Source organism: Vibrio sp. 10N.261.55.C5 (assembly GCF_041470505.1).
GTDB lineage: Bacteria > Pseudomonadota > Gammaproteobacteria > Enterobacterales > Vibrionaceae > Vibrio > Vibrio crassostreae_C.
Genome location: NZ_JBFRMS010000011.1, coordinates 159,972 through 176,957 on the forward strand (window position 1 = coordinate 159,972; position 16,986 = coordinate 176,957).

The window sequence follows — 16,986 nt, forward strand, 5'->3', positions numbered from 1 at the left end:
ACCTTACCTTACCTTACCTTGCATAAGCATAAGCATAAGCATAAGCATTGGGATAGATTTCTGCTTTGCACTCATATTTATGTGACGCTATTTCCTAAATATTGCTTTATAAGGTATTGCTTATGATTTATCCATTTACTTGATTGTGGTTATTATCTATGATGATCAATCAGTTGTTTAAGCTGAGCAACTGTTTGAGGGTGTGAAAATCACCTTCTGCATATAAACGTTTATATTAATGGAAATCATTATGAAAAAGATGGCTTTAGTAGCTGCGTTGGCAGTTAGCTTCTCAGGTGTTGCATTTGCAGCTGAAACTACAGCGGCAGCTGGCACTGGCGCAAGCTCAGGTGCAGCAGCAGGCGCTGGTGCATCTGCAGCAGCAGCTGGCACAGCAACAACAGTTGCAGTAGCGACAGCAGCAGTAGCGGCTGCAGCAGCAGTAGCGGTTGCTTCTAACGATGGCGGCGCAACAGTAACGACAACAACTAACTAGTTTTTTGTTGTCGGGCGTATAAACCATTTTATGTGAAAGCATAAAGTGGTTTTTTTATATCAGATTTTTATATTGGAATCAGCAACCAGATTGCTAGGAAGCAGAACTCGTCATGCTTAAACCTCTAATCATATCCCTTGGTCTTTTTCTTGCTGGTTGTTCTCAGCAGTTTCAAGACGTTAATTACACTTTTGATGAAGCTTTTTTTGGAAGCTCCGATGTTGAGCTGTCTAAGGAATACATTCAAACCTTACCGTATTCCAGCATTTATGCAGAAGTAAACGACCAAGGCAAAATCTTTATGGTTTTGGCGTACGTCGGTGAAAACCCGCAAACGGGCGCAGAGCAGTTAAAGTGGATGTCTTCTGACAAAGCGATGATCGTCACTGAAAATGGACGTATTGTACAAACGCTATTGCTTCCTTACGAAAACCTATCTGGTTTGGCATTCCAACCGTTGAATGCATTCTCTTCTGCAAACAGCTCGTCGCCAGACTCTGCTTATGCGTTTGATGTGTCAGCTAACCCCGGTGCCCAAAAGTGGCAAGCGGTTTACGACTGGCAACCCAACTATCGATTTGGCTACAAAGCAAACATCACCCAGACGTATGCGGGGAATCAAACGGTAGAAACACCGTTAGCGTCTATCGATACCAAGAAGTTCCAAGAAAAAATTCAATTCCCAATATTAGAACAAGACATCACCAACGAATATTGGGTCGACAGCGAAGGCAAAGTGGTAAAAACCATACAGTATTTAGGCCCTGATATGACAAGGCTTGAGTTAACCGTCCTTAAGCATTATCAAAGCAATTAACGAACAGGGTAATGAACTAAAATGATGAATTATATGAGTCATACATCAAAAATGATGGGACGTCGGTTGCCATTGGTGAGAACTTTATTAACGATGAGAGCTCTGTTAATGATCAGCGCTTTGTTTGCTTTGAGCTCCGCTTCTTCGGCTTCTGATCTTGTTACGCCTGAACGCTCTTCGTCGATTAAAACAACAATCGAGCTTCCTCTTCAAGGTGTGACGCTTGAGTATCAAACTAACGTTCGACTGCTTCGTGTATTAGACGACGCAAACGCGAATGCGAGCTCTAACGCTAACGGTACTATTGGTTACTTCCCCCTTTCGGCTCAACTGTTTGATATAACCAATACTGAAGCGACTGCAGTTACTGGATTTAAAGAAGCTAACCAAGCTATCGAAGCCAAAAAGCGCAATGTACTGAACCAGCTTGAAGCTTTCGCAGTAGAAGAGCCAGAAGCAAACTTAGTGCGCCAACAGTTAGCCTCTTTCCAATATCTCAATCGAGTTTTTATTGAGCTAGACCGTAATGCCGTTATCTCTCAATCAGATAAGAACCCACTGCTTGTTTCAAGTTCTCATACTAACAAGCCGTCAGACAGTCAAACTCAAGCCTTTTCTCTGTACTTACCACAACGACCAACGTCAATTCAGTTGATGGGGGCAATGAAAGAGTCGGTAACAATGAATCTGATTGAGCATGGAACGTTGAATGATTATCTCGATGCATTGCCGAATGGCTTTATTGGTGAATCTGCAGATAAAAGTGTGGCTTATGTTGTTCAGCCAGATGGCGTGGTACAAACCATTCAATACGCATACTGGAACGAACAGCCGGTTTACTTAGCACCAGGTGCCATCGTATTTATGGCGTTCTACTCTTTGCCATCGGAATACTCAACGTTGAACCAAGATATTGTCGATTTGCTACGTCATAAGGTTGGCCTGTAATGCTGAAACAGAAATCATTCCCTCTATCGGCAGTGTGCACATCGGTTACTTGTGCTTTATTAATGACCAATAGCATGTCGATTCGAGCAGAGACAGTCATTGATTCCTCTTCGATTCGAGCAGAAAAATCACCATTCGACGACACAGAATACAGAACGTCGCAAATGAACTTTGGTGGTGTTGGCTTAATGCAAATGCCAACAGGCCGAATGGCACCAGAAGGTGAATTCAACTTTAGCGCCTCGTTTAATAACGAATACTACTTTTATAACGTCAGCCTACAGGTGATGCCTTGGCTTGAAACCACCATTCGTTATACACAAGTACAAGATCTCTTTTATAGCGGTGGTGGCAATCAAGATTGCTCTCAAAACTCATTCAGTGGCTGTACTAAATACACAGATAAAGGCATCGACTTTAAACTGCGTTTAATCGAAGAAGGGTACTACTTACCAGAAGTGTCAGTAGGCGTGCGTGACTTCGGTGGTACTGGCTTGTTCGATGGCGAGTTTGTTGCAGCGACCAAACGCTTTGGCCCTGTTGATTTTACCTTGGGCATGGCTTGGGGATACATGGGCACCAGTGGCAATTTCACTAACCCATTGTGTAAAGCCAGTGACAAGTATTGTGAACGCCCGTCTGATTATAAAGGCAATGGCGGCAGTGTTGACTTTGAACGCTGGTTTAAAGGCGATGCGGCAATTTATGGCGGCTTTGAATATCAAACCCCTTATAAGCCGTTAACTTTGAAGCTTGAATACGATGGCAATGATTATTCTCAAGACTTCCCAGTAGTACGCGGTGGTGTCGACATGACACAACACACGCCATGGAATGTGGGTGCTGTGTACCGTTTCACTGATTGGGGTTCAGCTAAAGTGAGTTACGAGCGAGGTGATACTTTAACCCTTGGCTTCGACCTCTCGACCAACTTTAATGAAATGTATTCCGTGTGGAGAGATACCGAAACAGCAGAGTTGCGCCCAAGTGGTGTCGAGACTGTTGATGACATTGATATGGCGGCCCTTGCAGGCCAACTTGAAACGATCGCTGGCTATGAACAAGCGCAGATCTTGGTCGACGATAACAGCATTGTAGTAAAGGGCACTCAGGTTAAATACCGAGACAGAGGTATCGCCCTTGAGCGCGGTGCGACCGTGATTGCCAACGCGGTCCCGAGTTACATAGACACCTACAAAATCATTGAAAACGACAAATCGATGGAACTCACCGAGACAACGGTAGATGCACAAGCATTCAAAGCGGCGGCAAACAACCGTTACCTTAATGCTCAAACCAGTGATGCAACAAACACTCACGAACTAAAGCGTAAGAAATCCGTTATTTATCACGATGGGCGAGAGCGATTCGATGTGTCGATTACACCGCACCTTGCCCAGTCGTTTGGTTCATCTGAAAACTTCTACCTATACAGTTTGGGTTTATACACCAATGCTTCGTTCTGGGCGTCAAATAGTATCGAATTGTCCGGTTCTCTGTATGTGAATTTGATAGATAACTATGACAAGTTTAATTACGAAATTCCAACAGATGGCACAGCTCAAACCGCACGAGTAAGAACACTTTTCCGTTCATATGCAGACGAAGCCATTCGCTTAGATCGCTTACAACTGACTTGGTTTGAGGATTACGGTCACGGTATCTACACCCAAGCCTACGGTGGTTACCTAGAGAGTATGTTTGCTGGCGCCGGCGGTGAAATTCTGTATCGACCATTTAACCAAAACTGGGCGATTGGTGCAGACATGACGGCGATCAGCCAGCGAGATCCAGAAAGCTGGTTTGGTACGTTTGATGAAGAACTGCAATACCATGAAAAAGATCAGGCTTACTACAAGGTGATTGATAAAGGCACAACTGGCTTTATTACCGGCTACTACACCCCACAATGGGATTTCTTGAGCGATACCTTACTCAAAGTGGGTGTCGGTAAATTCCTTGCTGGTGATGTCGGGACTCGTGTCGACTTCTCTAAGCAGTTCAAGAGCGGTGTGATTGCTGGCGCGTTTGTCAGCCTAACCGACATGACAACTGAAGAATACGGTGAAGGCAGCTACACCAAAGGCTTCTACGTATCGATTCCGTTTGATTTAGTCACCGTGAAACCAAGCTCAAGCCGCGCTGGTTTTACCTGGTTACCGATCACGCGTGACGGCGGCCAAGTGCTGAACAAGCAGTACAACTTGTTCGATCAAACCGATGCGCGCTCACCTTGGTTCCAAAGGCCGAGTAGCGTTAAGTAGATCGAAAGCAGATGCGGGTGACGAGTAAGCGGGATACGAAGAGCGGGGAAAGAGCAGTCTCGAATAATCGAATAACGAATAGCTTAAGATATCGTGATATTCATTGGGTCTAGCTTTTGGTTCTCCCCCTTGAACGCCGTTCGTTTTTGATCGGTGATGTTCATCAAAGGGGGAGTTAGAGGGGGATATTAATCTATGTGTTACCAACCCCTCCCAGCCTCCCCTTATGTTGGTATTTTCTGCCAAGCAACAGTTGTGATAAAGGGGAGGAGCTAAAAGCATCCCGACACGGCTTTAGGCTCTTCGTTTACTCGTATCTCGCTACTCTCATCTGCCCTTTAGCTTTTCGCATCTAGTTCACTCGCATCCCGCATCTGCTCTTAAGCTATTTAACCTTAAGACCATTCAACTAGGTTGATAATAACCACAGATTGTGGATAATGCTTACGGATTAAACTAACCGAAGCAAGCGCTCTTTTTTTTGCTACGTTTTAGATGAAATTCGCCTATGCAAGTTCAATATTGCTAGGGGCAGATTAACTACGCAGTGTGATCTCGCGGAATATCAAGGGGCGGTAGCGTCCCTATTTTGATGTTAAGTGGAAGCGAAGTCACAATAGTAGCCTTCCTTAACTCTATTAAATCCTGCGTAGCTGATAAAATTATTCGCTCTAACTTCTTTGGGTGTCCTTTGGGATATCACGACACACTCCGTTTCTATGACTTGGTTAACATGAAGATTAATAAAAACCGTCTCCTTATAGCGCTCCTTCCTGCATTGCTCGCAGGTTGTACGACTCCAGGAACTCACCTTTCAACTGACAATAAGACTGTGATTCAGCCGTCAGAGGAACAGCAAGAGTCTGATGTTTCTGACGTGGTTAACCTTTACCCACTCACGGCTCAATCGGTATCAAGCTACCGAAGTGAACCTCTATCAGCTTCTCAAGCTAATCCTTCATTAGATATTGAAATTGCAAAATATGAATACCAAGTGGGTGTCGGTGATATTCTAAATATTACCATTTGGGATCACCCTGAATTGACCATTCCAGCAGGTTCGTACCGTAGCGCTGAAGAGGCGGGTAATTGGGTTCGTTCAAACGGCACTATCTTTTACCCATACATTGGTAGCGTTAATGTTTTAGGTAAGACGGTAGATGAGATTCGAACTGACGTTGCTAAACGTCTCTCACAATATATTGAAAGTCCGCAAGTAGATGTCAATGTCGCGGGTTTTCGTTCTCAAAGAACTTACATTACAGGGGAAGTAGATTCTCCAGGGCAACAAGCGATTACTAATATCCCTTTAACATTACTGGATGCAGTAAATCGTTCAGGTGGTTTGGCTGAAGAGGCTGATTGGCGAAATGTTTCATTAACCCGTAATGGTACGCAAGAATATGTTTCTTTATATGCGCTAATGCAAAAGGGTGATTTGACTCAAAATAGATTACTTCAAGCCGGTGATATTGTTCACGTTCCTCGCAATGATGCTCAAAAAATATTTGTTATGGGTGAAGTGAACGATCCTAAATTGTTGAAGATTGACCGTGCAGGTATGAGCTTAACAGAAGCTTTGAGTAATGTCGGTGGTATTGATCAGCTGGCAGCCGATGCTACAGGTGTATTTGTTATTCGTACTTCAGATGATAAATCGGAACGTATGGCGGATATCTACCAACTGAATATGGAAGATGTCTCGGCATTGGTGATAGGCACCGAATTTGATTTAAAGCCATATGATATCGTTTATGTTACTGCTGCACCTGTTATCCGTTGGAACCGAGTGATAAGTCAGTTGCTCCCAACCATTTCCGGCTTCAATGAACTATCTGAATCTGTATTGCGTGTTCGTGATTGGTAAATAGTCCATATTGATAATCAGGTTACATGTTGTGTAACCTGATTTTTTTATACTTATAAATACATTACAGTTAGAAGTCAGTTATGTTTAATAAAATTTTAGTCGTATGCGTGGGCAACATTTGTCGCTCCCCGACTGGAGAGCGAGTTTTACAAAACTTGCTTCCCAACAAGGAAGTGGCCTCTGCCGGTATCGCTGCTGAAAAAAGTCGTTTAATCGGCAAGCCAGCAGACGACACGGCGATTTTAATTGCCGCTGAAAATGGTGTCGATGTTGAAAATCATCAGTCGCAGCAAGTTACACCACAGCTTTGTGCCCAGTATGATTTGATATTGGTTATGGAGAAGGGCCATATGGAAGCGCTCACTCAAATATCACCGGAAGCGCGTGGTAAAACCATGCTGTTTGGTCAGTGGATTGGCCAAACAGACATTCCCGACCCGTATCGTCAAAGTCGTGAAGCTTTTGAATATGCCTATAAGCTTATTGACGAAGCAGCACAAGCTTGGGCGAAAAAACTGTAACTGTCATTTTATTTAGATACTCTTTACTTAAGCAGTTCAGCAGTTCAGTTTTGTCGCCAGCAATAGAATCACATGAGAGAGAAGGTATACAAGCCGTGTTTAACTTCTCTCCAAAATACTAGTTTAGGAAGTAGCAATCTGATGACAATACAAACATCTCAGCAACCGTCTTCAAATAGCCCTGATGTAATAGATTTAGAGAAGTTGTTTGGTATCCTGCTGGATGCTAAATGGCTAATTATAATTACCACATTTTTTTTTACTGTGCTTGGTATTGCGTTTGCTCTGCTTTCTACGCCGATATACAAAGCGGATTCTCTGATTCAAATAGAACAAAAGAGCTCTGGCGGAATTTCATCTATGGTAGGGGATATGGGAGATATGTTCTCTCAGGAATCCTCTGTTGCGGCTGAAATCGAGATCATCCAATCTCGTATGATCTTGGGAGAAACGGTAGATAAATTCAATTTGACGACAGTTACGTCACCTATCTATGTACCTTATATAGGTAAAGGTATTGCACGTTTAACAGGCGACATCAACCACATTAAAGTCAGTCGTTTTGTTCTTCCATTGTATACAGCGGAAGATCACAAAATTAAAATTTTGGATGCTGAGCAAGGCACTTATCAACTGATTCGTGGTGAAGACCACGTTGTTTTGGAGGGTAAAGTAGGTGAGCTTGCGACAGATGGCGACTATAGCCTATTTGTAACCGGTTTTGACTCAAGTAATGGGTTTGAGTTTTCTATTGTTAAACGTAGTCGCCTTGCGGCCATTGGGTGGTTAAAGGCATCCTTATCTTTGTCTGAACAAGGTAGACAAACAGGTATTCTTAATTTGAGTTTTGCAGGTGAGAACAAACAACAAATTTCTGAAATACTCAACCACATTAGTCAAACCTATTTTTTACAAAACGTTCAGCGTAATTCGGCGGAAGCAGAGAAGAGTCTTTCTTTCTTAAAAAGTCACCTACCTGGGATTAAGTCTCAATTAAACAGCTATGAAGATACGTTAAATAGCTACCGTCAAAAAAACGACTCCATTGATTTAGGTTTAGAAGCGCAGACAACATTGAGGCTGGTGGTTGGGCTAGAGGCGCAATTGAATGAGCTAACGTTTAAAGAAAGTGAAATCAGCCAGCGTTTTACTAAGGATCACCCTACATATAAATCTTTATTGGATAAAAGAAATATTCTTCTTGAAGAAAAAGAACGTTTAAATAAACAAGTTCAAAAGTTACCTAAAACACAGCGTGAAATACTACGTATGACGCGCGATGTTGAAGTAAACCAACAGATCTACATTCAGCTTTTAAATAAGGTTCAAGAGTTGAATATTATCAAAGCTGGGACTGTAGGTAACGTTCGTATCTTAGATGATGCACAAGCGTATGCAGGTGCGATAGAGCCCAAGAAGCCGCTGATTGTTGTGTTAGCAACGCTATTGGGTGGCATGCTAAGTGTCGCGTTTGTGTTAGTAAAAGCAGCGTTCCACCGAGGTGTTGAAAGCCCAGACCAAATTGAACAAATTGGCCTGCCTGTTTATGCAGCGGTACCAAAATCTGATTTGCAGGTAGAGCTCACTAACCGTTTTAAATCGAAGAAGAAGCAAACTAAAGGGACTCAAGCGCTGCTTGCTGAATCTAGCCCGGCGGATCTTTCAGTTGAAGCACTACGTGGCCTTCGTACCAGCTTGCACTTCGCGATGCTAGAAGCGAAAAACAATATTCTGATGATTTCTGGCCCCGCGCCAGGCATTGGTAAATCATTCATCTCGACCAACTTTGCCGCAGTAGCCGCCAAAACAGGCCAGAAAGTATTGTTGATTGATGCCGATATGCGTAAAGGTTACCTACAACAAAGCTTTGGTGTGAAATGGGACAACGGCCTTTCTGATGTGCTGAGCGGCAAGCAAGAGTTCGCTCAATCAGTGAAAACCACACCGGTAGAGAACCTAGACATTATTACTCGCGGCCAAGTGCCACCTAACCCCTCTGAGCTGCTGATGCACCCACGCTTTGCAGAACTGATGGCATGGGCATCGAAAGAGTATGATTTGGTGATTGTTGATACCCCACCAGTACTTGCGGTAACCGACCCAAGTATTGTTGGCGCCTTTGCGGGTACCACATTAATGGTTGCGCGTTATGGCCAAAACACCATTAAAGAGATCGATGTGGCTCGTAACCGCTTCGAGCAATCGGGTATCGAAGTGAAAGGCGTTATCTTCAACGCCATCGAGAAGAAAGCATCAAGCTCATACGGCTACGGTTACTATAATTACGCATATTCGAGCGACAAGAAATAAAGTTAAAGAGCAGTAACGAGATGCGAGTAACCGGGTAAACGAAGAGCTAAAGACAGTAACGGGATGCGAGTGGCGAGATACGAAAAGCGCTACTCGAATCCGTTCTTCATCTCTTGTTACTCGTTTACCCGCTGCTCGAATCTGCTCTTTTAGCTCTTCGAATCCCGTCTACCCGCCACTCGAATCTATTCTTTATCCAATCTTCAAATTATTCGAAGACTTAGCTTTTGGTTCTCCCCCTTGAACACCGGACTATTGTGAGTGATGGTGTTAATAGAAGGGGGGGGGTTAGAGGGGGTTGCTAGCGATGCCTAATCAACCCCTCCCAGCCTCCCCTTATATTGATATTTTCTGCCAAGTAACAGTCGTGATAAAGGGGAGGAGCTAAAAGCACAACAACCATCTTCTTCTCCTCGCTCTTAATCTCTCCGCATCTCGTTTACCCGCTACTCGAATCTGCTTTTCTACTTCTTCACCACGCCACCCGTTAAATACAATCCAATTGCCGCTAACACCGGATAACCAAACGCTTCATTGGTCATTTCCCCTAATGGTTTCCAATCGTAGCCGTGCATGCAACCTAAAATAACCATCACATGCAGTGCCACATAAGGAATGGTGAACAACAACACAATGTAGCGCTGTACCAACTTAAAAGGTTCATACGCTTTAAGCAGTGCCAGCTTGTGCTTCGCTTTTTCTTCATCAGTAAAAAACATCGCATCTCCTGTGTTGGTGAGTGCATCTAACCCCTTGCTAATCGAAGACTGGCTCCCGAATATTCTTCCGAACAATGTCATACTGCTCCTTGGTTTATTGATTGGCTTTGACCGCATGTATAGCCTTTGACTGTATAACCTTACGGTTCGACAACCTTAGCGAGCCCTCTGCTCCGCCATTTATCCGTTGAATTAGATTCCCTATCACGTCATTCCCTCACTGTAGGGAATGACGACTACTTTTATTAAGTGAATAATCTCACGACTCCGTCATTCCGCCATTCTGTTGCTTTAGAGGCGAGGAACGAAGTATCTGGAATCCGCTTTTAGTCTCTTCGCATCTCGCTTACTCGAATCCCGCAACTGCTCTTCAAATTATTCTAAGACTTAGCTTTTGGTCCTCCCCCTTGAACACCGGACTATTGTGAGTGGTGATGTTAATAAAAGGGGGAGTTAGAGGGGGTTGCTAGCTAATGCCTAACCAACCCCTCCCAGCCTCCCCTTATATTGATATTTTCTGCCAAGTAACAGTCGTGATAAAGGGGATGAGCTAAAAGCGCAACAACCATCTTCTTCTCCTCGCTCTTAATCTCTTCGCTACTCGTTTACCCGTCACTCGAATCCCGCAACTGCTCTTCAAATTATTCGAAGACTTAGCTTTTGGTCCTCCCCCTTGAACACCGGACTATTGTGAGTGGATGGTGTTAATAGAAGGGGGAGTTAGAGGGGGTTGCTAGCGATGCCTAACCAACCCCTCCCAGCCTCCCCTTGTATAGGATATTTTTTGCCAAGTAACAGTCGTGATAAAGGGGAGGAGCTAAAAGCACCACTCTCACTTTATTTTCCTCACCTTTCGAATCCCGCATCTGCTCTTAAGCTTTTATCTTCAAAACAGGACACGCCTTATTCACGCCCCAATCTTTATGCCCTTTAACATTCTCATCTGAAATCAAGAACTGCTCTTGCAGTGCAGCCATCAAACCAAACAGTGCCTTGCGCTGCGCAAGTGTGAAGTTATCTTCTGGTTGCAGCTCGGCATTACAACCGCCAACCAAACAAACCCCAATATTGCCCTTGTTATGTCCTTTCACATGCGCGCCAGTTTGCGACAGTGGCCTGCCAAGTTCGACATCCCCATTGCGACGAATAACAAAGTGATACCCCACATCGCGCCAGCCTCTCTTTTTATGCCATTGGCGAATCTCGGCTACGCCTACATCTTGCTGTGGCGGCGTGGCGCTGCAATGCACAGTAATAAAGGAATATGGCGGGCAATGAGGTAAGCGGAGTAAAACCGAAACCAGGCTGAATGAATAGGATGCTGAAGGTAAACAAGGCTCTAACGAAGGGATAAGCTCCATCTTGCTAGCCTGCTCTTCCGAATCAATTCGTTCTTTGGTGTCAGCCCGCTCTTGTAAAACAGACGCTTCTAACGGCTGATTTGGAACTCGATCAGTTGCTGGTGGAGTGTTTGACAAAATAAATCCTCGTGTTGTTGTAAATAGGCGATTAAAGACGTTGATAGCGATTCATTTAAATCAGGGTGCAATGCGATGTGTTGTCGCAGACTGGTGGCTACGGTTTTTTCATAGCCGGGGTGGTGGCTGACATAACGTAAATACATCACGTAATAACCCAGAGGCTGCTTACGCCGTGCTCGGCTGATCATCCAACAAATATCGTCATAGCTGGGGGTGTCACCGCATTCATCCTCATTAAAATAACAACCTTCTAAATGGCTTTCTTTATAACCGTTAACTTCATAGCTCAGTACTTGGCCAAACCCATCACTATCACTAAAAAATAACGGCTGACGTGATTGAGTGAGGGAGTTAGCACGGCACTCGATGCTCGCCATTCCGGGTTGATACACTGAAATAAAAAGAGAAACTATCGCCTTCATTAAGCACCTTATTGCTGCATGGGGAGGGCAATGTACTTCAACATTCTTGATTGGGGTTGGCGGGAATAACACTAAAACAGAGGAATACAGAAAAATGAGAGGTGCTTCGAAAAGTCATTGCTTAATAAGGTTGATGTTGCATATCTATCCGAGGCGATTAACCAAACATCTTTTCTTACAACTTATCTCATGGGCCTTTCGCCCCTAAAGCGCCAAAAAGTGTTGTTAATGCTCTGTATATCAATGGATTTCTATACGAATGACTAATTAACAAGGAGCGTTAACCATGTGTGTTTCTCTAATTCTTTCTTTCATCCCATTAAAAACTGGCTCGCCAATAAGCAAGTTAGTGCTATTGAAATTAGCCGATAACGCAGACGCGCGCGGCGTGTGTTTTCCTTCCCTCAATTACTTGGCGCAATATTGCGAAGTGTCGGTAAGAACCGTGAAACGACACGTTAACGAGCTCGAAAAACAAGGTTTTGTGAAGCGGATAAAGCGGTTTGATGATTCAGGACGCCAGCGCAGCAACATATATCAGCTGCGCCTTCCCAGCGACAGCCACATTCAACAGATCGATCTAGACCAAGCGAATCAAGAGAACACGAATGTAGAACAAACAGGTTTACCGTCAGCTTCGTCGGAATACCCCCAGAAGACAGAACATGCGCAGAAAACCGACCATTCAGACACTCCCCTGGGTGACTCAAGATCCACCACGGAGAGTGATCACCTGGCACACATAATCTTTCATAAAGAACATAAAACAGAGTTGAGCTTGAAAAACGGAAGTTCATACGCCGCCGATGTTCTTGCTCCCCCAAGCGGTTCTGAACAACATGAGATCTCGACACCTAAAACCAACGTCACAAACCCCATAAGCCAACAGAATGAAGCCGTGATTCACCTGCTCACTAAAGAGGGCAGTGCACCGATTTATCAAGAGTTCACCACCATATTAGAACGCACCTACCCAAAGTTAGATGTGCTGCAAGAACTGCATGCCATGCAAGCGTGGCTGTACATCAACCCCGATAAGCGCAAACCCTTTGAGCACATTGGCCACTTTGTGAATGGCTGGCTAAGAAGAAGCGCCCAAGCCAAAGCGAAGCGAGACTCATCGCCAGTCTTTAAGCAGGCTAGAGCGGCTAAGCAAACAAAAGCGGCTAAACCAGCAAGGGCTTCTGCTTCTACATCGACCAAGGAAGCTAAAACCCAACCGGCAGCCAAGCCCATGGTTCACAAACAACCCACGCCTGTCTCTCAGGCCCTAGCGGACTACAAAGCCAAAAGCACCACCAACCCGTTCGAAGCGCGTATCAAGGCCCTCGTTCAATCCAAATCGCCCTGCACGGATTCTAAAAAGTGACCATTCGATTTTTCACAGACTAAGCGCTTGCTCACACAGCTAAAAGCTATTGAAAACCAATAATTTAGGAAGCGAAAAGCTTAGGGAAACCAAAAGGCTAGGGCAGACCAAGCGCGAATACAGACAAAAAACGTCAAGAAACAAAAGTAGAATTAGGGAGAGGGCAAATGGACGATATCAGCCTAAAAAAACTGACAACGGAAGAAAAAGTTACCATTTTAGAGAAAGAGATAGCGCGAGTGGAAGGGCGTATTGGCGAGTTCTTGAAACTGCTGGTTAACCACTATCCACAAGGGCTAACACGCACAGAGATTAAAGCGTTATTGGCGGTAAACAACAACCCAAGCTTCGTGTCACTGTACCGAAACGGCAACATTTTTATTGATATAGAAAAGCGCTATTGTAAGGCAGCACAAGAAAACCGCTACCACATAGGGACTCAGTATCTACAAGACATACAATGCTTTCGCTGGGTTAACGCATGGTGAGAGGCTTGTCCAAATAGAGTAAATTCCAAACTAGTCAATATGCACTTACTTTGCTAGAATACTCAGCAAATTAAAACCGTATGAAAACCGCATAAAGCGTACAAATTGTAACTATTGCCTTTAGGAGCCAAACCTAAGGGCGGTAGCATACCCAAATGCGACTGGCTAGCAAGTTTAAAAGTGCGGTAAGCCTCTGAAGACTGTTTTTTTGTGGCCTATTGGGGCGGTTTTTAAAAAGTAAGCAAAACCTAGGTTTTATAAGGGATGGGCGAGAATCGACTGTCTCAAAATGAATAAAAAGTGTCTCAGTCGCTTTCATATTACTGAGATGTTTGTGTGATTAAATTCCTCATTTACAAACAGCATCTTCACGTTCGTGAGGTGTTCTAAGCATGATACTACAAGAGAATATTATGAAAATCCTCGTCACTGGTGGTGCTGGTTTTATCGGCTCAGCTGTTATTCGTCATATCATCAATCATACTTCTGACAGCGTGATCAACGTTGATAAGCTCACTTACGCAGGTAATTTAGAGTCTCTTTTAGAAGTCGATTCGTCTGAACGCTATGCCTTTGAACAAGTCGATATTTGCAACCGAGCAGAGCTTGATCGAGTGTTTGCCGATCACCAACCGGATGCGGTGATGCACCTAGCGGCTGAGTCGCATGTTGACCGTTCAATCACTGGCCCTGCGGCGTTTATTGAAACCAATATTGTTGGCACTTACACTCTGTTAGAAGCAACTCGCGAGTACTGGAATACGCTTGAAGGCAGTGCAAAAACTGATTTCCGCTTCCACCATATTTCAACGGATGAAGTTTACGGTGACCTTCCGCATCCAGATGAGGTTCCTGAAGGCACAGACCTGCCGATGTTTTTAGAAACAACCTCGTATGAGCCATCAAGTCCATACTCGGCGTCAAAAGCATCGAGCGATCACCTTGTGCGTGCATGGTTACGTACTTACGGCCTGCCAACCATCGTAACCAACTGCTCGAATAATTATGGTCCTTACCACTTCCCTGAAAAGCTGATCCCATTGGTTATCCTTAATGCGCTAGAAGGCAAAGATTTGCCTATTTACGGTAAAGGCGACCAAATCCGCGACTGGCTGTTTGTTGAAGATCACGCTCGAGCACTCTACAAAGTGGTGACGGAAGGTAAAGTAGGCGAGACCTACAACATCGGTGGCCACAACGAGAAGAAAAACCTCGAAGTTGTAAACACGATTTGTGACATTCTAGATACATTAGTACCTAAAGAGTCAGCGTATGCAGAGCAAATTACGTATGTTCAAGACCGCCCAGGTCACGACCGTCGATATGCGATTGACTCGAGCAAAATGCAGCGTGAACTAAATTGGACGCCTGAAGAAACGTTCGAAACCGGCCTTCGCAAAACAGTGCAATGGTATTTAGATAACTCGGTATGGTGTCAAAATGTGCAAGATGGTAGCTACCAACGTGAGCGTTTAGGTGTAGACACAACAGAATCAAAGGGAAATCAATAATGAAAGGGATTGTACTAGCGGGTGGCTCTGGCACGCGTTTATACCCATTGACCCGTGGCGTATCCAAGCAACTCTTGCCGATTTACGATAAACCAATGGTGTTTTACCCAATCTCGACACTAATGCTTGCGGGCATCAAAGATATTTTGATTATCACTACACCTGAAGATAATGCTGGCTTTCAACGCCTACTGGGTGATGGCTCTGATTTCGGTGTAAACTTTGAATATGCGATTCAGCCAAGTCCTGATGGCTTAGCGCAAGCGTTTATCATTGGCGAAGAGTTTATTGGTGATGACAGTGTGTGTTTAGTACTAGGTGATAACATCTTCTACGGTCAGTCGTTTTCGAAAACACTACAAAGTGCAGCTTCAAGAGAGTCTGGTGCAACAGTTTTTGGTTATCAAGTTAAAGATCCGGATCGTTTTGGTGTCGTTGAATTTGATGAGAACATGAAAGCAGTATCTATTGAAGAAAAGCCAGAAGCACCAAAGTCCAACTATGCAGTAACAGGCTTGTATTTCTACGACAATCGCGTGGTTGAAATGGCCAAGCAAGTGAAACCATCTCATCGCGGTGAACTAGAAATTACCACGCTTAACGAAATGTACCTTAACGATGGTTCCCTAGACGTTGAGTTATTAGGCCGTGGTTTTGCGTGGCTAGATACTGGCACACACGAAAGCCTGCATGAAGCCTCGTCTTTCGTACAAACGATTGAGAATGTTCAAGGCTTAAAAGTCGCGTGTCTAGAAGAAATTGCATGGCGCAACGGTTGGTTGAGTGATGAGCAAGTATTGACGCTGGCTAAGCCGATGATGAAAAACGAATACGGGCAGTATTTGACGCGTCTAGTGACTGAAACTCAGAAAAAGGCAGTGAGCTAATGCGTATCTTAATTACGGGGTGCCATGGTCAAGTGGGTTCAAGTCTAACCGAGCAGTTAGCGAGCCATGAGAATACTGAAGTGTTAGCGCTTGATAGAGAGCATCTTGATATCACCAGTCAAGATGCTGTCAATGCAGCGGTGGCTGAGTTTAAGCCAAGCATCATTATTAATGCGGCGGCACATACAGCGGTTGATAAGGCAGAAGAGGAAGTCGACCTTTCTTACGCGATAAACCGTGATGGTCCAAAATACCTTGCACAAGCTGCACAAAGTGTTGGTGCTGCCATTTTGCATATCTCGACCGATTATGTCTTTGAAGGCAATAATGCAGGCGAGTATGTGGAAACGGATGCTACCAATCCACAAGGTGTTTACGGTGAAAGTAAGCTCGCCGGTGAAATCGCCGTGGCACAAGCGTGTGATAAACACATTATCCTTCGTACAGCATGGGTATTTGGTGAGAGCGGCAATAATTTCGTCAAAACCATGTTGCGTTTAGGTGAAAATAGAGATGCACTGAGTATTGTGGGTGACCAATTTGGCGGGCCTACGTATGCCGGAGATATTGCCAACACATTGATTCAAATAGCGCAGAAAATTATTCTGGGTGATACGGTTGATTACGGTGTTTACCATTACTCGGGTTTGCCTCACGTCAGTTGGTTTGACTTTGCTGATACCATTTTTGATATTGCGGTTAAGCAAGGAGTGCTTGCAAATAAGCCAAGCTTAACGAGTATTACCACTGACCAATACCCAACCCCCGCCAAACGCCCAAGCAATTCTCGATTAAGTACCGAAAAAATCACGCTAGGTTTCTCGGTTAAAGCGAGTGATTGGAAGGCCGCGTTAAACAATATTCAAGCGTATACGGAATAATA

General features: G+C 44.4%; 15 protein-coding genes. 12 read left to right on the forward strand and 3 right to left on the reverse strand.

Annotated elements, in window-relative coordinates:
• The first annotated feature begins 250 nt into the window (after positions 1 to 250).
• From AB4263_RS04325 to AB4263_RS04355, 7 genes are all read left to right on the forward strand, one after another.
• Positions 251 to 496, forward strand: a complete 246-nt coding sequence (locus tag AB4263_RS04325) for a hypothetical protein (protein WP_372097638.1) — start codon at positions 251 to 253, stop codon at positions 494 to 496.
• A 112-nt stretch (positions 497 to 608) separates the two neighbouring features.
• Positions 609 to 1,313, forward strand: a complete 705-nt coding sequence (locus AB4263_RS04330; protein ID WP_372097640.1) for a YjbF family lipoprotein — start codon at positions 609 to 611, stop codon at positions 1,311 to 1,313.
• Positions 1,314 to 1,334: 21 nt separating this feature from the next.
• Positions 1,335 to 2,261 carry a capsule biosynthesis GfcC family protein gene (locus AB4263_RS04335; protein ID WP_198598970.1) on the forward strand — a complete coding sequence of 309 codons (927 nt, stop codon included), beginning with the start codon at positions 1,335 to 1,337 and terminating at the stop codon, positions 2,259 to 2,261.
• The gene (locus tag AB4263_RS04340) at positions 2,261 to 4,525 is read left to right on the forward strand and encodes a YjbH domain-containing protein (protein ID WP_372097642.1); all 2,265 of its coding nucleotides are present in this window, start codon (positions 2,261 to 2,263) and stop codon (positions 4,523 to 4,525) included. Before AB4263_RS04335 ends, AB4263_RS04340 begins: the two co-directional genes overlap by 1 nt.
• Before the next feature lie 733 nt (positions 4,526 to 5,258).
• Complete coding sequence (locus tag AB4263_RS04345) at positions 5,259 to 6,392, forward strand: polysaccharide export protein (RefSeq protein WP_372097644.1); 1,134 nt, start codon at positions 5,259 to 5,261, stop codon at positions 6,390 to 6,392.
• Positions 6,393 to 6,475: 83 nt separating this feature from the next.
• Entirely contained in the window at positions 6,476 to 6,916 is a 441-nt protein-coding gene (locus tag AB4263_RS04350; protein WP_372097646.1) for a low molecular weight protein-tyrosine-phosphatase, read from the forward strand.
• A 141-nt stretch (positions 6,917 to 7,057) separates the two neighbouring features.
• Positions 7,058 to 9,226 (forward strand): polysaccharide biosynthesis tyrosine autokinase, encoded by a 2,169-nt coding sequence (locus AB4263_RS04355; RefSeq protein WP_372097648.1) that lies wholly within the window; start codon positions 7,058 to 7,060, stop codon positions 9,224 to 9,226.
• A 464-nt stretch (positions 9,227 to 9,690) separates the two neighbouring features.
• Here AB4263_RS04355 and AB4263_RS04360 read toward each other — a convergent pair whose 3' ends face one another.
• From AB4263_RS04360 to AB4263_RS04370, 3 genes are all read right to left on the reverse strand, one after another.
• On the reverse strand, positions 9,691 to 10,026 hold the full coding sequence (locus AB4263_RS04360; protein ID WP_004733275.1) for a hypothetical protein: 336 nt from the start codon (positions 10,024 to 10,026) through the stop codon (positions 9,691 to 9,693).
• A 791-nt stretch (positions 10,027 to 10,817) separates the two neighbouring features.
• Positions 10,818 to 11,423, reverse strand: coding sequence for an N-acetylmuramoyl-L-alanine amidase (locus tag AB4263_RS04365; protein ID WP_171732249.1), 606 nt, complete (start codon positions 11,421 to 11,423; stop codon positions 10,818 to 10,820).
• Entirely contained in the window at positions 11,375 to 11,848 is a 474-nt protein-coding gene (locus AB4263_RS04370) for a hypothetical protein (protein WP_372097650.1), read from the reverse strand. Before AB4263_RS04370 ends, AB4263_RS04365 begins: the two co-directional genes overlap by 49 nt.
• Positions 11,849 to 12,134: 286 nt before the next feature.
• On the opposite strand from AB4263_RS04370, the gene AB4263_RS04375 reads away from it, so the two are divergent.
• The 5 genes from AB4263_RS04375 to rfbD all read left to right on the forward strand — a co-directional run bounded on the left by AB4263_RS04375 (position 12,135) and on the right by rfbD (position 16,984).
• Positions 12,135 to 13,217 carry a helix-turn-helix domain-containing protein gene (locus AB4263_RS04375; RefSeq protein ID WP_372097652.1) on the forward strand — a complete coding sequence of 361 codons (1,083 nt, stop codon included), beginning with the start codon at positions 12,135 to 12,137 and terminating at the stop codon, positions 13,215 to 13,217.
• Positions 13,218 to 13,384: 167 nt separating this feature from the next.
• Positions 13,385 to 13,705, forward strand: coding sequence for a hypothetical protein (locus AB4263_RS04380; protein ID WP_372097654.1), 321 nt, complete (start codon positions 13,385 to 13,387; stop codon positions 13,703 to 13,705).
• A gap of 413 nt (positions 13,706 to 14,118) precedes the next feature.
• Complete coding sequence (rfbB, locus tag AB4263_RS04385; protein WP_372097656.1) at positions 14,119 to 15,216, forward strand: dTDP-glucose 4,6-dehydratase; 1,098 nt, start codon at positions 14,119 to 14,121, stop codon at positions 15,214 to 15,216.
• Positions 15,216 to 16,103: a glucose-1-phosphate thymidylyltransferase RfbA gene (gene rfbA, locus AB4263_RS04390; protein ID WP_372097658.1), complete on the forward strand. Its 888-nt coding sequence runs from the start codon at positions 15,216 to 15,218 to the stop codon at positions 16,101 to 16,103. The genes rfbB and rfbA overlap by 1 nt, the downstream gene beginning before the upstream one ends.
• A complete protein-coding gene (rfbD, locus tag AB4263_RS04395) occupies positions 16,103 to 16,984 on the forward strand; it encodes a dTDP-4-dehydrorhamnose reductase (protein WP_372097660.1) in 882 nt (293 codons plus the stop codon). The genes rfbA and rfbD overlap by 1 nt, the downstream gene beginning before the upstream one ends.
• Positions 16,985 to 16,986: the final 2 nt, after the last annotated feature.

Bases quoted from the DNA above. Each gene is read 5' to 3' on its own strand.
- AB4263_RS04325 (WP_372097638.1), top strand. From the start codon at position 251: ATGAAAAAGATGGCTTTAGTAGCTGCGTTGGCAGTTAGCTTCTCAGGT.
- AB4263_RS04330 (WP_372097640.1), top strand. From the start codon at position 609: ATGCTTAAACCTCTAATCATATCCCTTGGTCTTTTTCTTGCTGGTTGT.
- AB4263_RS04335 (WP_198598970.1), top strand. From the start codon at position 1,335: ATGATGAATTATATGAGTCATACATCAAAAATGATGGGACGTCGGTTG.
- AB4263_RS04340 (WP_372097642.1), top strand. From the start codon at position 2,261: ATGCTGAAACAGAAATCATTCCCTCTATCGGCAGTGTGCACATCGGTT.
- AB4263_RS04345 (WP_372097644.1), top strand. From the start codon at position 5,259: ATGAAGATTAATAAAAACCGTCTCCTTATAGCGCTCCTTCCTGCATTG.
- AB4263_RS04350 (WP_372097646.1), top strand. From the start codon at position 6,476: ATGTTTAATAAAATTTTAGTCGTATGCGTGGGCAACATTTGTCGCTCC.
- AB4263_RS04355 (WP_372097648.1), top strand. From the start codon at position 7,058: ATGACAATACAAACATCTCAGCAACCGTCTTCAAATAGCCCTGATGTA.
- AB4263_RS04360 (WP_004733275.1), bottom strand. From the start codon at position 10,026: ATGACATTGTTCGGAAGAATATTCGGGAGCCAGTCTTCGATTAGCAAG.
- AB4263_RS04370 (WP_372097650.1), bottom strand. From the start codon at position 11,848: ATGAAGGCGATAGTTTCTCTTTTTATTTCAGTGTATCAACCCGGAATG.
- AB4263_RS04375 (WP_372097652.1), top strand. From the start codon at position 12,135: ATGTGTGTTTCTCTAATTCTTTCTTTCATCCCATTAAAAACTGGCTCG.
- AB4263_RS04380 (WP_372097654.1), top strand. From the start codon at position 13,385: ATGGACGATATCAGCCTAAAAAAACTGACAACGGAAGAAAAAGTTACC.
- rfbB (WP_372097656.1), top strand. From the start codon at position 14,119: ATGAAAATCCTCGTCACTGGTGGTGCTGGTTTTATCGGCTCAGCTGTT.
- rfbA (WP_372097658.1), top strand. From the start codon at position 15,216: ATGAAAGGGATTGTACTAGCGGGTGGCTCTGGCACGCGTTTATACCCA.
- rfbD (WP_372097660.1), top strand. From the start codon at position 16,103: ATGCGTATCTTAATTACGGGGTGCCATGGTCAAGTGGGTTCAAGTCTA.